This window comes from Neorhizobium descurainiae (assembly GCF_051400715.1).
Taxonomy (GTDB): Bacteria; Pseudomonadota; Alphaproteobacteria; order Rhizobiales; family Rhizobiaceae; genus Neorhizobium.
Genome location: NZ_JBLFFK010000001.1, coordinates 251,262 through 271,706, shown reverse-complemented (window position 1 = coordinate 271,706; position 20,445 = coordinate 251,262). Strand labels below are relative to the sequence as shown.

Sequence of the window (20,445 nt, the reverse complement as noted above, 5' to 3'; positions counted from 1 at the left end):
AGAATGATGGACAAAGTCGGTATCGGCATCATCGGATGCGGCAATATTTCGAGCGCCTACTTGAAGGCGATGGCTTCCGCCTTCCCGATCCTCGATATCCGCGGTCTGGCCGATCTCAACCGCGACCTTGCGGAAGCGAAGGCTTCGGAATTCAACCTCTCCGCCAGAAGCGTCGAGGAACTGCTCGCCGACCCGCAGATCGAGATCATCGTCAATCTGACGATCCCGAAGGCGCATGTGGCCGTCGGCCTGCAAGCGCTCGAAGCGGGCAAGCACACCTATTCGGAAAAGCCGCTCGGAATTAATTTCGCGGAAGGAAAAAAACTGGCCGAGGCTGCCAAAGCCAGGGGCCTGCGCATCGGCGCGGCACCCGATACCTTCCTCGGCGGCGGCCACCAGACCGCCCGCGCGCTGATCGACCAGGGCGTCATCGGGATACCGGTCGGCGGCACGGCGACCTTCATGTGCCCCGGCCATGAGCGCTGGCACCCCAATCCCGCCTTCTATTACGAAGTCGGCGGCGGACCGATGCTCGACATGGGCCCCTATTACATCACCGATCTCGTCAACCTGCTCGGACCGGTATCGCAGGTCGCTGGCTTTGCGGTCACTCCCCGCAAGGAGCGCGTCATCACCAGCGAACCGAGGAACGGCGAACGCATTTCCGTGCATGTGCCGACCCATGTGGCAGGCGTAATGCGCTTTGCCAGCGGCGCGGTCGTGCAGATCGGCATGAGCTTCGACGTCGCCGGCCATAAGCATGTGCCGCTGGAAGTCTACGGCACGGAGGGCACGCTGATCGTGCCGGATCCGAACCATTTCGGCGGACGGGTCGAATACCTGAAGAAGGGCGGCCAGTTCGAGGACCAGCCGGTGACAGCGCCCTATGCGGACGGCAACTACCGCTCGCTCGGCGTCGCCGACATGGCCTGCGCGATCCGCTCCAACCGCCCGCACCGGGCGGACGGCGGTCTTGCGCTGCATGTGCTGGAGGTGATGGAAGCCTTCCACACCGCCGCAGCCGAAGGCCGTACGATCAAGATCACCACGGCGACGGAGCGCCCGGCGCCCCTGTCGGCCTCGCTTGTCGACGGCCGGCTGGCCAAATAATCTGGAGGAAAAGGAAATGCGGGAAGCACTGATCGTCTGGGGCGGCTGGAGCGGCCACGAGCCGCAGGAATGCGCCGAGATCATCAAGGACATGCTCGAAGAGGACGGCTTCAAGGTCTATATCGAACATTCGACCGAAGCCTTCGCCGATCCCTCGATCCATGATCTGAGCCTCATCGTGCCGATCATGACCATGTCGAAGATCGAGAAGGAAGAGGTGAAGAACCTCGCCGCAGCCGTCGAAAGCGGCGTCGGCATCGCCGGCTATCACGGCGGCGCGGGCGATGCCTTCCGCGAGTCGGTCGACTACCAGTTCATCATCGGCGGCCAATGGGTCGCCCATCCGGGCAACATCATCGACTACACCGTCAATATCACTCGGCCCGACGATCCGTTGATGGAGGGGATTTCCGATTTCCCCTACACGTCCGAGCAATATTACATGCATGTCGATCCCTCGAACGAGGTGCTGGCGACAACGACCTTCACCGGCGCGCATGCCTGGTGGATCGACGGCGTCGTGATGCCGGTGGTCTGGAAGCGGAAATACGGCAATGGCCGCGTCTTCTATTCCTCGCTCGGCCATCAGGCGAAGGAATTCGACGTGCCGCAGATGCGGACGATTTTCAGACGTGGGGCGAACTGGGCGGCTCGGTAAGGCTGTAAAGCCGAGGCAGCGCCTCTAGGCCTTCTCCCCCCTTGCGGGGGAGATGCCGGCAGGCAGAGGGGGGTGGTTCCACATCCTCCTCGCCAGTTGAGTTCGCTGAGCCACCCCCCTCTGTCAGCTCTGCTGACATCTCCCGCAAGGGGGGAGATGGGAGTATGCCGCACTTATATCCCCCTCAACCCCTCAAACATCCCGGCAAACAACGCACCCTTCCGGTAAAATACCGGCGGGCTGCCGAGCGGCGAAGCCGCCGTGACCTCCTGACCGCCGGCATATTCGCAGCCGCTCCAGACATGCACCCAATCCGCCCCTTCCGGCAGATAGACGGTGCGCTCACCTTGAGCCGCATGCCAGACCGGCGCCACCAGCAGGTCCGGACCGTAGAGATAGCTGTCCTGGATCGCGTAGGTCTTCGGGTCGTGCTCGTAATGCAGGAAGAGCGGCCGCTGCACCGGCAGGCCGCGCGCGGCCGCCTCCTTCGACAAGGTCTTGAGATACGGCGCCAGATGCACGTAGATCCGCGTCATCCTTGCGAAATGCGCGAGCACCTCCGGGTCCTGGTCGATCTGGACGTTGTCGCGTGGCCGGTTGCCCTCATGACTGCGCATCACCGGCGTGAACGCCGCCATCTCCGCCCAGCGCATCAGAAGCTCGGGCGTGCGGACATTGCCGAACAGGCTCGTATAACCGCCGATATCGGAATGATGATAGGCATTACCCAGGAGGCCTGACGACAGCGCCGCACATATGACGGTGACGAGACCGTCATGACGGGAGAAATCCACCGACTGGTCGCCGCCCCATAAGAGCGGACAATGTTTCTGCACCCCGGTAAAGCCGGCCCGCATGAAGAACAGCGCCTCGCCGGTCCTGCCGCGGCTTTCGACGGCTCTTGCATTGATTTCGGCCCAAAGCGCCGGCCAGGCATTGTGCATCAGCTTGGCGTCGATGCCGTTCGCAAGCTCGACATCTATCGGCAGGTATTCGCCGAAATCGGCCATCCACCCCGACAGTCCGAAATCCAGCATGCGCCGGCCGATCACCTCTTCGGCAAACCATTCCGCAGCCTCCGGATTAGTGAAGTCGACGACGCCGCAGTCGAACTCGCCGAAATCGACGATGGCCGTGCGGCCGAGCTGATCCTTGGCGAAATAACCCGCCGCCTCCGCCTCCGGAAACAATGCTCCATCGACGCAGAGATAGGGGTTCACGTAACCGAGAAAGCGGATGCCCTCGGTGTTCAGCTTGGCGATGCGCTCCTTGAGGCCCGGATAGCGCTCATCGTTCGCCTGCCAATCCCAGAAGAGGCGCGAGCCGAACGAGGTCTGGCGGATGCCGACCCAATCCTCGCACCAGAGGCCGGAAACCCGAACGCCCGCTTGCCGCATCCTGTCCAGCCGGTCGAAGGAATTCATCCCGTCCTTGAGGCCGATGATCGCGCCGTTGTAGACCCAATCCGGCAGTTCCGGCTGCCGTCCGAAACGCGATGACAGAGTTTCGACGAGTTCGGCGAAGGTCGGCGCGCAATAGAGCTCGATCCGCTCCGGCACCGCCCAGACCTCGATCTCATGAAAGGTCTGGCGGCGGAAATCGAAAGCGGAATAGGCCGTCGTCTCCACATGCAGCGCATAATGCGCCGAGGAGATATAGGTCGGCTGCGGATAATTGGTGTTGTAGTAATCGCCGCCCGCCTTGTCCTTCAGGTCGGATTTGAAGGTGATCTCGCTCGTCTTGTCGCGGCCGACGCCCGGCTCGGAGGTCCAGAGCGGAAAACGGCGCCCGCGCATGTCGAAATAGGACATCTGCTCGCCGCCGCCCCACACACGCTCGTCGTTCTTTGCATGGATGCGGATCCAGAAGCGGTTGATGCGGCCGTCCAGCGAACGGAAATGGATCGCCGATTCCGCGATCGTCAATTCGAGGCGCGGCGCCCTTCCCTCCGCTTCCGAGAGGCTGATCGTATCCCCCTCGACAGCCGCATGCCTGAGCGGACTGCGCTCGACGATATAATCCTCGACCTCGAAATTGCCGCGGTACATATCCATCCGCTCCTGGCCCTCTCCCACGAAAATGCAGGGCGAGGAAGCGCTGTGCCGGAGGATCGTCCGGCCGTTCAGCGAGATGAAGAAGCCGTCGGGCGTGCTTTCGAATGTCATCTGTCGGGTATGCAAGTCCATCGGCCTACCTCAAGCGCGACACGTAGCGCGCCACGGAATGGTCGAACCATGTACGGGAAACCTCGGCCACCGCGCCGTCCTGCGCCTGGCTCATGCGCAGCACGTGGGCAATCGGCGCACCCGGTTTGTGGCCGAAGACCGGCGGCGCCCAATCGGGCACGATATCGAGACCGATCCTGTCCTCGGCCCGGACGATCCAGAGATTGAGCCGCGTGCGATAGTAGAGATAAAGCGATTCCGAAAGGTCCTCCCACGCGATCGTTCCCGCATAGGAGCCGTCGAGCCAGATTTCCTCCAGTGCCGCCACCTTCCCCGACAACCGCCGTATCCGCCGGATGCGATGGCCTTCCGGAGAAAAGCCGAACTTCGGCAGGTCCTTGGATTTGTCGAGCCGCTCGACATCGATCACCTCGGCAGTCGGCAGTCCGCCGCCCTGGATGAGCTCCAGGCGGAACATGGCATAGACGCTTTTCGGGTCGCTGATCGCCCGGATATAGTTCCCCGAGCCCTGCACCCGTTCCAGAAGCCCGCGGCTCTGGAGCTCCGCCAGCGCCTTCCGCAACGTGCCGACCGCAATGCCGAGTTCGGCCGCCATATCGCGCTCCGGCGCGAGCTTCTCGCCATCGACCAGCCGGCCGGCCGCGATATCGCGCACCAGGAGTTCGGTGATCTGCAGATAGATCGGCAGGCTGCCGGGATGGCTTTCCATCGACGCGTTTCTCCCTCCCCAAGAGAAAATTGATACATCATTGATCTACATCAAATCAGATGTTATGCAAGTGTCAAGCGTCAACAGCGGAGGAGGATTTTGAATGACCGTTGTTCCGATCACGTCGCCGGATCTCGATGCGGCCGAAATTTCCTGGTTCGCCGCTCTCTGCTCGGACGACTATGCCTATCTCGGCGTTCCCGACGACGCCCTGAAATCGAGCTTCGAGCACTGCTCCGAGATCGTGAGGAAGAGCGAGGCGCTCGGCTTCCGCAACATCCTCTGCCCTTCCTCCTATCAGGTCGGGCAGGACACGCTGAGCTTCGTCGCCGCCTGCTCGCAAATGACCGACAGGATCAACCTTCTCGCCGCGATCCGCTGCGGCGAGATGCAGCCGATCATGCTCGCCCGCACCGTCGCAACCCTCGACCACATGCTGAAGGGCCGCCTGACGCTCAACGTCATCAGCTCGGATTTCCCGGGCGAAGTGGCCGACAGCGCCTTCCGTTATCGCCGCAGCCACGAGGTCGTGCAGATCCTCCGCCAGGCCTGGACGCGCGACACGATCGATCATGAAGGCGAGGTCTACAATTTCAAGGGCGTCACGACCGACCCGGCCACGCCCTATCAGCAGAACGGCGGCCCGCTCCTTTATTTCGGCGGCTATTCGCCGGATGCCCTGGAACTCTGCGGCGCGCAATGCGACGTCTATCTCATGTGGCCCGAGCCGAAGGAGCAGATCGCCGAACGCATGAAGGCCGTGCACGCTCGCGCCGAAGCCCATGGCCGGACCCTCGATTATGGCCTGCGCGTCCACATGATCGTCCGCGATACCGAACAGGAAGCCCGGGATTATGCCGAGCATCTCGTCTCGAAACTGGACGACGAATACGGCCGGCTGATCCGTGGCCGCGCCCATGACAGCACCTCGCTCGGCGTTTCCCATCAGGCGCGCACCCGCGAGCTCGCCGACAAGTTCGGCTATGCCGAGCGCCACCTCTGGACCGGCATCGGCCGGGCGCGCTCCGGTTGCGGCGCAGCGCTCGTCGGCTCCACCGATCAGGTGCTTTCGGAAATCGAAGCCTACAAGAAGATGGGTGTCAGGGCCTTCATCTTTTCGGGCTATCCCCATCTCGACGAGGCGGAGCATTTCGGCCAGAAGGTGCTGCCGCAGCTCAAGACCTGTTCGCTGCCGCATGTCTATGGCCGTGTCCCGGCCGGGACACCCGCAACCCCGCTCGGCACAGGGAAACGTCACTGATGGCCAATACTCGATTGGATCGCATCCAACTTTCGCCCGAACTCGAACTCAGCCGCCTCGTCTACGGCCTGTGGCGCATCGGCGACGATGCCGATACTTCGCCGAAACATGTCCAAGCCAAGGTCGAAGCCTGCCTCGAGCAAGGCATCACCACCATGGACAATGCCGACATCTATGGCGGCTACACGGCCGAAGCGATCTTCGGTGGCGCGCTGAAGGCCTCACCGGTCCTGCGCGAAAAGATCGAGATCGTCACCAAATGCGGCATCGTCGCGCCGGCCGGCCGGCATTCGGCCGTCCGCGGCAAGCACTATGATACCGGCGCCGGGCACATCAACGCGTCGGTCGAGGCCTCGCTGCGCGACATGGCGACGGATTATATCGACTTGTTCCTCATCCACCGGCCCGATCCGTTCATGGATCCGGACGAAACCGGGCCGGCGCTCGACGCGCTCGTGGCATCCGGCAAGGTGCGCGCCGTCGGCGTTTCGAATTTCCGCCCCTGGGATTTTTCGCTGCTGCAGTCCTCGATGGAAGCGGAACTCGTCACCAACCAGATCGAGATGAGCCTTGTCGCGACGGATTCCTTCGTCAATGGCGACCTTGCCTATCTGCAGGAACGCAATATCGCGCCGATGGCCTGGTCGCCGCTCGGCGGCGGTTCGCTCTTCAAGCCGGAAAACCGGGAGTTGATGGCGGTGTTCGACCGGATCGCCGCCGAACAGGGTGTCGATGCGACGGCCGTCGCGGTCGCATGGCTGCTCGCCCATCCGGCGAGCATCCTGCCGGTGCTCGGCACCAACAATCTCGATCGCATCAAGAAGATCGCCGACGCCGCGAAAGTGGCGATCGATCGCCAGACCTGGTTCGAACTCTATACCGCTGCCATCGGAAAGCAGGTGCCATGACGATATCAGCCGACGTCACCCACGGCCTGAACGAGCAGGTCTTCATTCCAGACGCATCGACCGCCCGGCATTACCGCAATGCGCTCGGCACGTTCACGACCGGCGTGACGGTGGTGACGGCAAGGACGCCGGACGGACCGATCGGCATCACGGTCAACAGCTTCACGTCGGTATCGCTCGACCCGCCGCTCGTCCTCTGGTCGCCGGCGAAAAGTTCGTCGCGCCATCAGGCCTTCACGGCGGCAAGCCATTTTGTCATCCATGTGCTGAGTGCCGAGCAGGATCGCCTGAGCGCCCGTTTCACCCGCAATGGAGCGGGTTTCGAAGGGCTCGACTGGATCGAAAACATGGAAGGCGCGCCGGTCATCCCCGGCACGCTCGCCCGCTTCGAATGCGAACGCTCCGACCTGCACGACGCCGGCGACCATACGCTGATCCTCGGCCGCGTGCTGCGCGCCGCCCACCGCGAGGGCGATCCCTTATGCTTCTCGCGCGGCACGTTCGGCCGTTTTCAGGGCCACTGACGCCTGAAACATATTGACCGGGAATAGGGTCCGGGCCTACGCAGGAAAACACCATTCCCGTATCGACAGGCCATCCATGACCATCATCAGACCGGATATCAGCGCCCGCGCCGCGGCAGCGCCGCGCAGCGGCATTGGCGAGATCGTCACCTATGCCAGAGGCCGCGAGAACCTGATGCCGCTCTGGATCGGCGAAGGCGATCTTCCGACGCCGGATTTCATCACCCGCGCCGCAAGCGAGGCGCTTCTCGCCGGCGAGACCTTCTACACCTGGACGCAAGGCATTCCGGCGCTGCGCGAAGCGATCGTCCGCTATTACCAGCGGCATTACGGCGCCAACCTTTCGGCTGACAATATCTACGTCACAGGCTCGGGCATGCAGTCGATCGTGCTGGCGATCCAGACGGTCGCTTCCGCCGGCAACGAGATCGTCTACCTCTCGCCCGCCTGGCCGAACGTCGTGAACGCCATCGGCGTTTCCGAAGCCAAGCCCGTTATGGTTCAGCTCGGCTTCACAGACGGCCGCTGGGTGCTGGACATCGAGCGTCTCGAAGCGGCAATCACGCCGAAAACGAGCGCGCTCTTCATCAACTCGCCCTCCAACCCGACCGGCTGGACCGCGACGCGCGAAGATCTCAAGGCGATCCTGGAGCTTGCCCGCAAGCGCGGGCTGTGGATCGTCGCCGACGAGATCTACGGCCTCTATTATTTCGAAGGCGCCCGTGCCCCATCCTTTATGGACGTCATGGAGCCGGAAGACCGGATCATCTTCGCCAATTCCTTCTCGAAGAACTGGTGCATGACCGGCTGGCGCGTCGGCTGGATGGTGGCGCCGGCGGGGACCGGCCAGACGCTGACCAACCTCATCCAGTATTCCACGTCAGGCGTCGCGCAATTCATGCAGAAGGGCGCGATCGCAGCTCTCGAAGAGGGCGACGATTTCATCCGCTCGAATGTGGAACGGGCGCGAAAATCCCGCGACATCCTCTGCGACGCGCTGATCGCGACCAATCGTGTCGAGACCCGAAAGCCGGACGGCGCGCTCTACGCTTTCCTGAAGATCGACGGCGTCACCGACAGCCGCGACGAGGCGTTCAGGATCGTCGACCAGACGGGCGTCGGCATGGCGCCGGGAACCGCCTTCGGCCCCGGCGGCCAAGGCTTCATGCGCGCCTGCTACCTGCGTGATCCGCTGCAGGTGGAGGACGCGGCGCAGAGGCTGAGCGATTACATTCGCAGCCGTTGAGGCTTATCGGGAACGAAGCGCACAACGCCGCGCCTCACTCCTCAAAACCATCCGGCACCGCCGCACCCGGGCGTCCGCCCGAGATGATTTCGCGCTTGCCGACGTGGTTGGCGGGGCCGACGAGCCCTTCCTGTTCCATGCGCTCGACCAGCGAGGCGGCGCGATTGTAGCCGATCGAGAGCCGGCGCTGGATGTAGGAGGTCGAGCACTTGCGGTCCTTCATGACCACCTTCACGGCCTTTTCGTAGAGCTCGTCGCTGTCGTCTCCACCCATGGAACTCTTGTCGAAGACGGCTTCCTGCGAAGCTTCCTCGCCTTCGGCCTCTTCCTCATCCTCGGTGACCGTTCCGAGATAGTCCGGGCGCCCTTGCGTCTTCAGATGGCGGACGACCGATTCCACTTCCGCATCCGAGACGAACGGGCCGTGGACGCGGGAAATCCGCCCGCCGCCCGCCATATGCAGCATGTCGCCCTGGCCGAGCAGGTGTTCGGCCCCCTGCTCGCCGAGAATGGTGCGGCTGTCGATCTTCGACGTCACCTGGAAGGAGATACGGGTCGGGAAGTTGGCCTTGATCGTACCGGTGATGACGTCGACCGAGGGACGCTGCGTCGCCATGATGAGATGGATGCCGGCAGCGCGCGCCATCTGCGCCAGCCGCTGGATCGCCCCTTCGATATCCTTGCCGGCCACCATCATCAGGTCGGCCATCTCGTCGACGATGACGACGATATAGGGCATCGGCGATAGGTCGAGTTCCTGTTCCTCGTAGACGATCTCGCCGGTCGTGCGGTCGAAGCCGGACTGCACGCTGACGGTGATGACCTCGCCCTTTTCCCGCGCCTGCGCCGCGCGCTGGTTGTAGCCGTCGATATTGCGGACGCCGAGGCGCGACATCTTGCGATAGCGGTCCTCCATCTCGCGGACCGCCCATTTCAGCGCCAGGACCGCCTTCTTGGGATCGGTCACGACGGGCGTCAGCAGATGCGGTATGCCGTCATAGACGGAAAGCTCGAGCATCTTCGGATCGATCATGATCAGGCGGCATTCTTCCGGGCGCAGCCGGTAGAGGAGCGACAGGATCATGGTGTTAATGGCGACCGATTTGCCGGAGCCGGTCGTGCCGGCGACGAGCAGATGCGGCATCTTGGCGAGTTCGGCGATGACAGGCTCGCCGCCGATCGTCTTGCCGAGGCAGAGCGCCAGCCGGTGCTTGGTCTCCCAATAGTCCTCGCATTCGATGAGCTCGCGGAAATAGACCGTCTCGCGGGTCGCGTTCGGCAGTTCGATACCGATGACGTTGCGGCCGGGCACAACAGCCACACGCGCGGACAGCGCCGACATCGAGCGGGCGATATCGTCGGAGAGACCGATGACGCGCGATGATTTGACGCCCGGCGCCGGCTCGAACTCGTAGAGCGTCACGACCGGACCCGGCCTGACGTCGATGATCTCGCCGCGCACGCCGAAATCTTCGAGAACGCTCTCGAGCAGGCCGGCGCTCTGCTGCAGGGCGTCCGGCTGCATGGCCTGGCCCCGCTCGCCGCGCGGCTCCTGCAGAAGCGAGATCGGCGGGAATTCGTATTCGGCTACCGCCGGCCGGACGGTCTGCGGACGGGCCGGCTCGGATTGGGGAACCGGCGCAGGAGCTGCCGTGAAAACGGGGGTTGGCCGCGGCGGCTCCGACACCAGAGGAGCCTCAGCCACCACCACCGGCGCCGGAACGACCTGAGCAGACACTTTGCGCTCAGGAGCCTTGACCGGCTCCGGTCTCGGGGATGGCGCGACCACGAGCGTCCGGGCGGCCGCCTTGCGCGGCACTTCCCGATAGAGAGCCGTCACCGGCTGGTTGGCCCGCACGACCGGCGGTTCTGCCGGCTGCGGCGGTGCCGGAACAGGCTCGACAACGGCCGGCCCCTCCAGTTCGAACGGCATGGCGTCCCAAAAGGCGAAGTCGGAGATCGCGATATCCTGGCGCGGGGCTGTGATCGCGGGCATCTCCTGCACGGGCTCCGGCTGCGTCGCCTCGGCGACAGCCGCCGGAATGCCAGACCGGGGTGCAGCGACAACCGGCTGCCGCATTGTTGCGGCGAGCTGCTGCAGGCCGGCGATCTGGTCGAGCGGCACTGCCGGCGTTTCGTGCGCGGCATCCGAATCACGTGCAACCGCCGCAAACGACTCGGCCGAGATGGCTTCGACAGGTTCGGCAGCCGGTTCGATCGCTTGGTATTCGGCAGCGTCGTCTATCTGCGCCGGAAGCGGCTCGGCCTCTGCCTGCTTGCGATTGAGAACGCTTTCCGGCGTGCGGGTGAACCGCACGTTCGGCGCGAGCCGGAACGCCGCCTGCCAGGGCGCCTGGTCTATGACGGGCTGATTGAAGTCGGCCAGGCTCTGCTGGCGAACATTCTGCCGCACCACCTCGACTGCATCGTCTTCGGTGCTGGCTGGATCGGAACTCTGAGGAAAATTATTGCGTGTGAATTGCATGAGAACCGGACGAGAAACGAGAGGGCACATCTATCCATGAAGTAAAAAATAAAGGTTAACTGGTCCTTTCCGTCCGGCTCGTGGCGAAACAAATCCCCAGGCCTGATCATGACGCTTGCCAAGGTTGCTGCACTGCGGCAACACTATGGGATGCCGGCACCCGATCTCACCATTCTGGTTATCGACGAAAATGCCATTCGCGCTTCCATCATCGAGGAAGGGCTGCGGGAGGCCGGGCATGGCAATGTCACGGTGATCCATGAGGTGCAGGGCGTCGCCCGCATCATCGATACGCTGAAGCCGGACGTCATCGTCATCGATATCGAGAACCCGAACCGCGACATGATGGAGCACCTGTTCCAGCTCACGCGAACGGTCAGCCGGCCGATCGCCATGTTTGTGGACCGCTCCGACACCGCCTCCATCGAGGCCGCCGTGGAAGCCGGCGTTTCTGCCTATGTGGTCGACGGGCTGAAAAAGGAGCGCGTCAAGCCGATCCTTGACATGGCGGTAAGCCGCTTCAACGCCTTCAGCCGGCTGCAGCGCGAACTCGCCGATGCGAAATCGGCGCTGGAGGAACGCAAGGTCATCGAGCGCGCCAAGGGCATTCTCATGAAGATGCGCGGCCTTTCGGAAGAGGACGCCTTCGCACTGCTTCGCCAGACCGCCATGAACGAGAAGAAAAAGATATCCGAGATCGCCCAGAGCGTGGTGACGGCAGCCGGGCTGCTGATGTGATGCATTCGAGTAAAGAAATACCCGGGAGAAAGCCGGAGTGAGCATGATGAGCAAGATCGACCAATCCGGAAGCAACCTCGCGGCACCCGTGCGCTCGAACGGCGAAGGTCCGAAGGTGCTGCGCGCCGGCTTTATTCCCTTGGTCGACGCTTCGGTGCTGATCGCCGCAGCCGAATTCGGCTTTGCCCGGAAGGAAGGCCTGACGCTCGATCTGGTGAAGGATGTTTCCTGGGCCAACGTGCGGGACCGGCTCGCCTTCCGGCAATTCGACATCGCCCACATGCTGTCGCCCATGCCGGTCGCATCGATGCTCGGCCTCGGCTCCAACCCCTCGCCCACGATCACGCCCTTCTCGCTCGGCCGCGGCGGCAATGCCATCACCCTTTCGATCCGGCTTTTCGAACGGATGCGCGAGGCCGGCGGGATTTCGGAAAACGCAAGCGCGCTGGAGAACGCACAGGCGCTCGCAAAGGTGCTGCGGATCATGAAGGAGCGCGGCGAGCCGCTGCCGACGCTCGGCATGACCTACCCCTTCTCGTCGCACAATTACGAATTCCGCTATTGGCTCGCCGCCGGCGGCATCGATCCGGACCGCGACGTGAAGCTTGTGGTCGTGCCGCCGCCGATGACCTCCGATGCGCTGGCCGCCGGCGCGATCGACGGATTCTGCGTCGGCGCGCCGTGGAACATGGTTGCCTCCGGGCGAGGCGTCGGCCGCATCGTCGCCGCCAAGCAGGACATCTGGCCCTCCGCCCCCGAAAAGGTCATCGGCATGCGGCCGGAATGGGCTGAGACGCATCCCGAAATCGTCTCCCGGCTTATCGTCGCGCTCGACGCGGCTGCCCGCTGGTGCGATGAGCCGGGAAACCATGATGCGCTGGCCGAGGCGCTGGCCGATCCGCGTTTCATCGCCGCTCCGGTGGATATCATCCGCCATGTTCTGGCCGGTGAGTTCAGCCTCGACGCCAAGGGCAACCGCCGCGTCATCCCCGACTATTTCACCTTCCATCGCGGTTTCGCGAACTATCCGCGCCCGAGCCAGGCACTGTGGATCTACAGCCAGATGATCCGCTGGGGCCAGACCGGGTTCAGCGAGGCGGGTGCGCGCGCCGCCGCCGGCGCCTATCGTCCCGATCTCTATCGAACTGCTTTGGGCGTCGGACCATCGGAACCCGATATCGGCGCCGAGGGCAGCAGGAACGGCGACCGCTTCATGGACGGCCATGTTTTCGACCCGTCGAACATCTCTGCCTATGTCGAAAACTTCGCCGTCCGCGGTGCTCTCGCAAGCCATTCCGACCGGCACGAAATCTGAAGACGCCGCAATCGCTGCTCATCCTTTACGCGCTTTCTTTTAGCAGCCGCACAAAATCTTTGCAGAAGAGCCCCGCGCTTAAAGTTTAAGCGAAAACTTTCGAAGCGAATCTTTCCCCGCTTTGTCAATGGGATAGCCTCGAACCTCAAAACTGGCACGCGGCTTGCGTGATAAAGTTTGCACCGGTCAACGGCGACCGGCGCAGATAGGCGCGCCATAAGCGCTTGCAGAAGACACCGACGTCGCAAGGTTTTTGCTGTCCGGGACCCTCCCATCCCGCGGACGCAATCGCCGAGCGGCGTTTTTTTGTGCCCAAATTCCGCCAGCAGAGGGAACCTGCGCATGAACAGGATTTTGACGACCGGCCTCAGCCGCCGCAGCATGCTCAAGACCACAGCCACCGCCGCCCTGATCGGTGCGGCAAAAATCGCCTTCCCCTCCGGCGCCTTTGCTGCCTCGGCCGGTCCTGAGGTGACGGGCGTCAAGCTCGGCTTCATCGCGCTCACCGACGCAGCACCGCTGATCATCGCCAAGGAAAAGGGCCTGTTCGAAAAACACGGTCTTCCGGATGTCGATGTCGCCAAGCAGGCCTCCTGGGGCGCCACCCGCGACAACCTCGTGCTCGGCGGCGCGGCGAACGGCATCGACGGCGCGCATATCCTCTCGCCGCTCCCCTATCTCATGCATACCGGCAAGGTGACGCAGAACAACAAACCCGTGCCGATGGCGATCCTCGCCCGGCTCAATCTCGACAGCCAGGGCATCTCGGTCGCCAAGGAATATGCCGAGACCGGCGTCCAGCTCGATGCATCGAAGCTGAAGGCCGCCTTCGAGAAGAAGAAGGCCGAGGGCAAGGAGATCAAGGCGGCCATGACCTTCCCGGGCGGCACGCATGATCTCTGGATCCGCTACTGGCTCGCCGCCGGCGGCATCGACCCGAACAAGGACGTCTCGACCATCGTCGTGCCACCGCCGCAGATGGTGGCGAACATGAAGGTCGGCAACATGGACGTCTTCTGTGTGGGCGAGCCCTGGAACGAGCAGCTCGTCAACCAGGGCATCGGATTCACCGCCGCAACCACAGGCGAACTCTGGAAGGGCCATCCCGAAAAGGCGCTCGGTCTTCGCGCCGACTGGATCGAGAAGAACCCCAATGCCGCGAAAGCCCTGCTGATGGCCGTCATGGAGGCCCAGCAGTGGTGCGACAGCATGGACAACAAGGCGGAGATGGCCGAAATCCTCGGCAAGCGCCAGTGGTTCAACGTGCCGCCGAAGGATGTGCTCGGCCGCCTCAAGGGCGACATCAACTACGGCAACGGCCGCGAGGTCAAGGGCACGGACCTCTACATGAAGTTCTGGAAGGACGGTGCTTCCTATCCTTATCGGAGCCACGACGCCTGGTTCATGGCCGAGAACGTCCGCTGGGGCAACCTGCCGGCGAATACCGACATCAAGGCGCTGGTGGGCCAGGTGAACCGTGAGGACATCTGGCGCCAGGCCGCCAAGGATCTGGGCGTAGCGGCGGCCGATATCCCAGCCTCGCCCTCGCGCGGCAAGGAGACCTTCTTCGACGGCAAGGTCTTCGATCCCGAAAATCCCTCGGCCTATCTCGAAAGCCTCTCGATCAAGGCTGCGTCGTGATGCGTGAAACTTGCCCCTCACCCGCCGGTCGGCACCTTCTCTCTGTGCACGGGGAGAAGGACGGATGCCGCAAAGGCCTCTTCCCGAACCCAAGCGGAGCGCGTCCCCTCTCCCCGCTTGCGGGAAGAGGCCGGGTGAGGGGCACTTTTACGCCAGGCCATTGAACCAGAAGGAATAATCCATGTCCGCATTGGCAAAGAACGAAGCCGCCGTCGCGAAGACGACGCCCAAGACGGCAGATATCGTGCATCTGGCGAAACAGCCCCAACGGCGCATCGACCTCAAGCAGCTTGCGTTGGCCGCATTGCGCAGCGTCGCGCCGCCGACGGTCGTACTGGCGCTGATCCTGCTCGTCTGGCAGGTCCTCTGTTCCGCGCCGGATGCGTCGCTCCCCTCGCCGCATGTGGTCTGGACGGAGGCCTATGACCTCATCGCCTATCCCTTCTTCAACTACGGCTCGCAGGATATCGGGCTCGGCTGGCGAGTGCTGGTCTCGCTGCAGCGCGTCGCCTACGGCTTCGGGCTTGCGGCGGTGACGGGCGTCATCGTCGGCGCGATCATCGGCCAGTCCGTCTGGGCGATGCGCGGCCTCGACCCGATCTTCCAGGTGCTGCGCACCGTGCCGCCGCTTGCCTGGCTGCCGCTGTCGCTCGCCGCTTTCCAGGACTCGAACCCGTCCGCGATCTTCGTGATCTTCATAACCTCGATCTGGCCGGTGATCATCAATACCGCGGTCGGCGTGCGCAACATCCCGCAGGATTATCGCAACGTCGCGGAAGTCCTGCGGCTCAACCAGTTCGAGTTCTTCTTCAAGATCATGCTGCCTTCGGCCGCACCCTATATCTTCACCGGTCTCAGGATCGGCGTCGGGCTTTCCTGGCTCGCCATCGTCGCGGCCGAAATGCTGACCGGCGGCGTCGGCATCGGCTTCTTCATCTGGGATGCGTGGAACTCCTCGCGGCTCCCCGACATCATCGTCGCGCTCGCCTATATCGGCATCGTCGGCTTTGCCCTCGACAAGCTGGTCGCTGCGCTCGGCAAACTCGTCACCCGCGGCGCCTCGGCCAGCTAAGCAATTCCAGGAAAAGTGGAAACCGGTTTTCCGTCCGGAATTGCGTCACGAAACAAGAGGGAACAATCATGACCGCCTATCTCAAACTCGACCATATCGACAAGCATTTCGATCGCGGCGGAAACCGCTCGGAAGTCCTGAAGGGCATCAACCTGGCGATCTCCAAGGGAGAGTTCGTCTCGATCATCGGCCATTCCGGCTGCGGCAAGTCGACCCTGCTCAACCTCATCGCCGGGCTGACTCGGGTCTCCGCCGGCGCGGTCCTGCTCGAAAACCGCGAGGTCAACGAGCCCGGTCCGGAACGCGCCGTCGTCTTCCAGAACCACTCGCTGCTGCCCTGGCTGACGGTCTACGAGAACGTCAACCTCGCGGTCTCGAAGGTCTTCAGGAACACCAAGAGCAGGGCCGAACGGCATGACTGGGTCATGGCCAACCTCGACCTGGTGCAGATGGCGCATGCCAGGGACAAGCGGCCCTCGGAGATCTCCGGCGGCATGAAGCAGCGCGTCGGCATCGCCCGGGCACTCGCGATGGAGCCGAAGATCCTGCTGCTCGACGAGCCCTTCGGCGCGCTCGATGCCTTGACCCGCGCCCATCTTCAAGACGCGGTGATGGATATCCATGCCCGCCTCGGGAATACGATGGTGATGATCACCCACGACGTCGACGAAGCGGTGCTGCTCTCCGACCGTATCGTGATGATGACCAACGGGCCGGCGGCCAAAATCGGCGAAGTGCTCGACGTGGCGATCCCCCGTCCCCGCAACCGCATCGAGCTCGCCTCCGACCGCACGTATCTGAAGTGCCGCGAGGCCGTCCTCAAATTCCTCTACGAACGCCACCGCTTCGTCGAAGCCGCGGAGTAATACCATGACAGAAAAACTCGTCATCATCGGCAATGGCATGGCCCCGGGGCGCATGCTGGAACACCTTTTCGAACAGGCGCCTGGCCGTTACGAGGTAACGATCTTCAACGCCGAGCCGCGCGTCAATTACGACCGCATCATGCTGTCGCCGGTGCTTTCGGGCGAAAAGACCTACGAGCAGATCGTCATCCATGGCGACGGCTGGTACATCGATCACGGCATCACGCTCTACAAGGGCCACAAGATCGTCGCGATCGACCGCGCCGCAAAGACCGTGACCTCCGATCACGGCGTCACCGAAAGCTACGACAAGCTGGTGATCGCCACCGGCTCCGTTCCCTTCATCATCCCCGTCCCCGGCAAGGACCTGCCGGGCGTCATCACCTATCGCGACCTCGACGATGTGCAGGCGATGCTGCTCGCCGCCCAGTCGCGCGAAAAGGCGATCGTCATCGGCGGCGGCCTGCTCGGTCTCGAAGCCGCCGCGGGGCTAGCCCAGCGCGGCATGGACGTGACCGTGCTGCACGTCATGCCGACGCTGATGGAGCGCCAGCTCGATCCGGCCGCCGGTTATCTGCTGCAGAAAGCCGTCGAGAAACGCGGCATCAAGGTGATCTGCAAGGCCAATACCAAGCAGATCGTCGGCGACGGCAAGGTGGAAGGCGTCGAGCTGGACGACGGGCGCATCATCCCGGCGACCCTCGTCGTCATGGCGGTCGGTATCCGTCCGAATGCCGGCCTTGCGAAGGAAGCCGGCCTTGCCGTCAACCGCGGCATCGTCGTCGATGCCGGCATGCAGACTTCGGACGGCGATATCTTCGCTCTCGGCGAATGCGCCGAAGTGGGCGGCATGGTCTACGGCCTTGTCGCGCCGCTCTACGAGATGGCTCGCATCGCTGCCTCGCATCTCTCCGGCGACACCAAACCGGCTTTCGTGCATTCCGATACGCCGACCAAGCTCAAGGTCACCGGCATCGATCTCTACTCGCTCGGCGATTTCGCCGATGGCGACGACCGCCAGGAGATCGTGCTCCGCGACGCCACCGCCGGCATCTACAAGCGCCTCGTTCTGAAGGACAACCGCATCATCGGCACGGTGCTTTACGGCGAGACGTCGGACGGCGCCTGGTTCAACGACCTCAAGAAGAAGGCCGTCGACATTTCCGACATGCGCGAGACGCTGATCTTCGGCCAGGCCTATCAGGGAGGTTCCCCGCTGGACCCTATGGCGGCCGTTGCAGCCTTGCCGGATGATGCGGAAATCTGCGGCTGCAACGGCGTATGCAAGGGCAAGATCACCGCGACGATCACGGCCAAGGGCCTGACCTCGCTGGACGACGTGCGCGCCCATACCAAGGCGTCCGCCTCCTGCGGCACCTGCACCGGCCTCGTCGAACAGCTGATGTCGCTGACGCTCGGCGACGCCTATAACCCGAAGGCCGTCCAGCCGATGTGCACCTGCACCGAGCTCGGCCACGATGACGTGCGCCGCCTCATCAAGGCGAAGAAGCTGAAGACCATTCCCGCCGTCATGCAGGAGCTGGAGTGGAAAACCTCCTGCGGCTGCGCCAAGTGCCGGCCGGCGCTCAACTACTATCTCGTCTGCGACTGGCCGGACGAATATGCCGACGACTACCAGTCGCGCTTCATCAACGAGCGCGTCCACGCCAACATCCAGAAGGACGGCACCTATTCCGTCGTGCCGCGCATGTGGGGTGGCGTGACCAATTCGCAGGAGCTGCGCGCCATCGCCGATGTGGTCGACAAGTTCGCCATTCCGATGGTGAAAGTGACCGGCGGCCAGCGCATCGACCTGCTCGGCGTCGAGAAGGAAGATCTTCCCGCCGTCTGGGCCGATCTCGGCAAGGCCGGTTTCGTCTCCGGCCAGGCCTATGCCAAGGGGCTCCGCACCGTGAAGACCTGCGTCGGCTCCGACTGGTGCCGTTTCGGCACGCAGGATTCGACGGGTCTCGGCATCCGCATCGAGAAGTTCATGTGGGGCTCCTGGACGCCGGCCAAGCTGAAGATGGCGGTCTCGGGGTGTCCGCGCAACTGCGCCGAGGCGACCTGCAAGGATATCGGCGTCATCTGCGTGGATTCCGGGTTTGAAATCCATTTCGCGGGCGCCGCCGGTCTCGACATCAAGGGAACGGAAGTCCTGGGCCTGGTGAAGACCGAGGACGAGGCGCTCGAACACATCGTGGCGCTCACTCAGATGTATCGCGAACAGGGCCGTTACCTGGAGCGCATCTACAAGTGGGCGAAGCGCATCGGCCTCGACGAAATCCGCCGCCAGATCATGGAGGATCACGAGAAGCGCAAGGCCTATTACGACCGCTTCGTCTTCTCCCAGAAATTCGCCCAGGTCGATCCCTGGTCGGAACGCGTCTCCGGCAAGGACAAGCACGAATTCAAGCCGATGGCGACCGTCGGCTTCAATCAGGCCGCTGAGTGAGGAGATGACGATGAACTGGATCGCGATCGGCAAGCTGACCGACATTCCGCTCCGCGGTGCGCGCTGTGTGAAGACCCCGCAAGGCAAGATCGGCGTGTTCCGCACCGCCGACAACCAGGTCTTCGCCATCGAGGACCATTGCCCTCACAAGGGCGGACCGCTCAGCCAGGGCATCGTCCACGGAACTTCGGTGACGTGTCCGCTGCACAACTGGGTGATCTCGCTCGAAACCGGCAAGGCGCTCGGCGCAGACGAAGGTTCGGTCCGGACCATCCGGCTCGAGCTGCGCGGCGAAGACATTTTCATGGCTCTCGAAGAGCAGCTTGTCGCAGCCGAATAGCCGCGGCGGCCAATTCAAACAACGCATACCCTAGGGAGACGAGTTGAAATGTCCTATGTCCATCCAACGGAGTTCGTGACCAAGATGATCGACGCCGGCGAGGCGAAGGTCTTCATGTCGACGCGCGACACCCTGATCCGCGCCTTCATGGCGGGCGCCATCCTCGCCCTTTCCGCCGCCTTCGCCGTGACCATCACGGTGCAGACCGGCAATCCGCTGGCCGGCGCCATCCTGTTCCCGGTCGGTTTCTGCCTTCTCTATCTCATGGGCTTCGACCTCCTGACCGGAGTCTTCACGCTGGCGCCGCTCGCGCTGATCGACAAGCGCCCGGGCGTCACGGCAAATGGCGTGCTGCGCAACTGGTCGCTCGTCTTCGTCGGCAATTTCGCCGGCGCCTTCATCGTCGCGGTCATGATGGCGATCATCTTCACCTTCGGCTTCAGCGAAGCCCCGAACGAAGTCGGCCAGAGGATCGGCCATATCGGCGAAGGCCGCACGCTGGGTTATGCCGCACACGGCGCCGCCGGCATGCTGACGCTCTTCATCCGCGGCGTGCTCTGCAACTGGATGGTTTCGACGGGTGTCGTCGCCGCGATGATGTCGACCTCCGTGTCCGGCAAGGTCATCGGCATGTGGATGCCCATCATGCTCTTCTTCTACATGGGCTTCGAGCATTCCATCGTGAACATGTTCCTGTTTCCCTCGGGCCTGCTGCTCGGCGGCAAGTTCTCGGTCATGGACTATCTGATCTGGAACGAGATCCCGACCGTGATCGGCAACCTCGTGGGCGGCCTCACCTTCGTGGGCCTCACCCTCTATTCGACGCATGGCAGAAAAAGCGGCAAGCAGGCCGCTCCGGCCGCCCGCGTGACCAATCCCGCCGGCGTTCCCGCGGAGTGAGGCGATGGGGGCGGAGGTTCTGGAAACGGAA

Annotated in this window: 17 protein-coding genes; 14 read left to right on the top strand and 3 right to left on the bottom strand. The window is 63.3% G+C overall.

Annotation, left to right across the window (positions count from 1 at the left end; genetic code table 11):
- Positions 1-6 precede the first annotated feature (6 nt).
- Both ACMGE0_RS01250 and ACMGE0_RS01245 read left to right on the top strand, forming a co-directional pair.
- Positions 7-1,110, top strand: coding sequence for a Gfo/Idh/MocA family protein (locus ACMGE0_RS01250; RefSeq protein WP_436814496.1), 1,104 nt, complete (start codon positions 7-9; stop codon positions 1,108-1,110).
- A 16-nt stretch (positions 1,111-1,126) separates the two neighbouring features.
- Positions 1,127-1,768, top strand: a complete 642-nt coding sequence (locus ACMGE0_RS01245; RefSeq protein WP_436814040.1) for a ThuA domain-containing protein — start codon at positions 1,127-1,129, stop codon at positions 1,766-1,768.
- A 173-nt stretch (positions 1,769-1,941) separates the two neighbouring features.
- On the opposite strand, the gene ACMGE0_RS01240 is transcribed toward ACMGE0_RS01245, so the two are convergent.
- Both ACMGE0_RS01240 and ACMGE0_RS01235 read right to left on the bottom strand, forming a co-directional pair.
- A complete protein-coding gene (locus ACMGE0_RS01240; protein WP_436814495.1) occupies positions 1,942-3,933 on the bottom strand; it encodes an alpha-glucosidase in 1,992 nt (663 codons plus the stop codon).
- Positions 3,934-3,958: 25 nt separating this feature from the next.
- Entirely contained in the window at positions 3,959-4,663 is a 705-nt protein-coding gene (locus ACMGE0_RS01235) for a GntR family transcriptional regulator (protein ID WP_436814039.1), read from the bottom strand.
- A 103-nt stretch (positions 4,664-4,766) separates the two neighbouring features.
- Between ACMGE0_RS01235 and ACMGE0_RS01230 the strand changes: the two genes are divergently transcribed.
- From ACMGE0_RS01230 to ACMGE0_RS01215, 4 genes are all read left to right on the top strand, one after another.
- The gene (locus tag ACMGE0_RS01230; RefSeq protein WP_436814038.1) at positions 4,767-5,924 is read left to right on the top strand and encodes an LLM class flavin-dependent oxidoreductase; all 1,158 of its coding nucleotides are present in this window, start codon (positions 4,767-4,769) and stop codon (positions 5,922-5,924) included.
- 14 nt (positions 5,925-5,938) lie between these two features.
- Entirely contained in the window at positions 5,939-6,832 is an 894-nt protein-coding gene (locus ACMGE0_RS01225; protein WP_436814494.1) for an aldo/keto reductase, read from the top strand.
- Entirely contained in the window at positions 6,829-7,356 is a 528-nt protein-coding gene (gene smoA / locus ACMGE0_RS01220) for an NADH-dependent FMN reductase SmoA (protein ID WP_436814037.1), read from the top strand. The genes ACMGE0_RS01225 and smoA overlap by 4 nt, the downstream gene beginning before the upstream one ends.
- 76 nt (positions 7,357-7,432) lie before the next feature.
- Positions 7,433-8,602 carry a pyridoxal phosphate-dependent aminotransferase gene (locus ACMGE0_RS01215; RefSeq protein WP_436814036.1) on the top strand — a complete coding sequence of 390 codons (1,170 nt, stop codon included), beginning with the start codon at positions 7,433-7,435 and terminating at the stop codon, positions 8,600-8,602.
- Positions 8,603-8,636: 34 nt separating this feature from the next.
- Here ACMGE0_RS01215 and ACMGE0_RS01210 read toward each other — a convergent pair whose 3' ends face one another.
- The gene (locus tag ACMGE0_RS01210) at positions 8,637-11,087 is read right to left on the bottom strand and encodes a DNA translocase FtsK (protein ID WP_436814035.1); all 2,451 of its coding nucleotides are present in this window, start codon (positions 11,085-11,087) and stop codon (positions 8,637-8,639) included.
- A 150-nt stretch (positions 11,088-11,237) separates the two neighbouring features.
- Here ACMGE0_RS01210 and ACMGE0_RS01205 point away from each other — a divergent pair, with 150 nt between their 5' ends.
- The 8 genes from ACMGE0_RS01205 to ACMGE0_RS01170 all read left to right on the top strand — a co-directional run bounded on the left by ACMGE0_RS01205 (position 11,238) and on the right by ACMGE0_RS01170 (position 20,414).
- The gene (locus ACMGE0_RS01205) at positions 11,238-11,825 is read left to right on the top strand and encodes an ANTAR domain-containing response regulator (RefSeq protein ID WP_085420801.1); all 588 of its coding nucleotides are present in this window, start codon (positions 11,238-11,240) and stop codon (positions 11,823-11,825) included.
- Positions 11,826-11,862: 37 nt separating this feature from the next.
- Positions 11,863-13,140 (top strand): CmpA/NrtA family ABC transporter substrate-binding protein, encoded by a 1,278-nt coding sequence (locus tag ACMGE0_RS01200; RefSeq protein WP_436814034.1) that lies wholly within the window; start codon positions 11,863-11,865, stop codon positions 13,138-13,140.
- 342 nt (positions 13,141-13,482) lie between these two features.
- On the top strand, positions 13,483-14,781 hold the full coding sequence (locus ACMGE0_RS01195) for a CmpA/NrtA family ABC transporter substrate-binding protein (RefSeq protein WP_436814033.1): 1,299 nt from the start codon (positions 13,483-13,485) through the stop codon (positions 14,779-14,781).
- A 181-nt stretch (positions 14,782-14,962) separates the two neighbouring features.
- A complete protein-coding gene (gene ntrB, locus ACMGE0_RS01190) occupies positions 14,963-15,853 on the top strand; it encodes a nitrate ABC transporter permease (protein WP_436814032.1) in 891 nt (296 codons plus the stop codon).
- A gap of 68 nt (positions 15,854-15,921) precedes the next feature.
- A complete protein-coding gene (locus tag ACMGE0_RS01185; RefSeq protein WP_436814031.1) occupies positions 15,922-16,719 on the top strand; it encodes an ABC transporter ATP-binding protein in 798 nt (265 codons plus the stop codon).
- 4 nt (positions 16,720-16,723) lie between these two features.
- Positions 16,724-19,174: a nitrite reductase large subunit NirB gene (gene nirB / locus ACMGE0_RS01180; protein WP_436814030.1), complete on the top strand. Its 2,451-nt coding sequence runs from the start codon at positions 16,724-16,726 to the stop codon at positions 19,172-19,174.
- A gap of 4 nt (positions 19,175-19,178) precedes the next feature.
- Entirely contained in the window at positions 19,179-19,514 is a 336-nt protein-coding gene (nirD, locus tag ACMGE0_RS01175; protein ID WP_436814029.1) for a nitrite reductase small subunit NirD, read from the top strand.
- A 48-nt stretch (positions 19,515-19,562) separates the two neighbouring features.
- Positions 19,563-20,414, top strand: coding sequence for a formate/nitrite transporter family protein (locus ACMGE0_RS01170; RefSeq protein WP_436814028.1), 852 nt, complete (start codon positions 19,563-19,565; stop codon positions 20,412-20,414).
- The last annotated feature ends 31 nt before the right edge of the window (positions 20,415-20,445 follow it).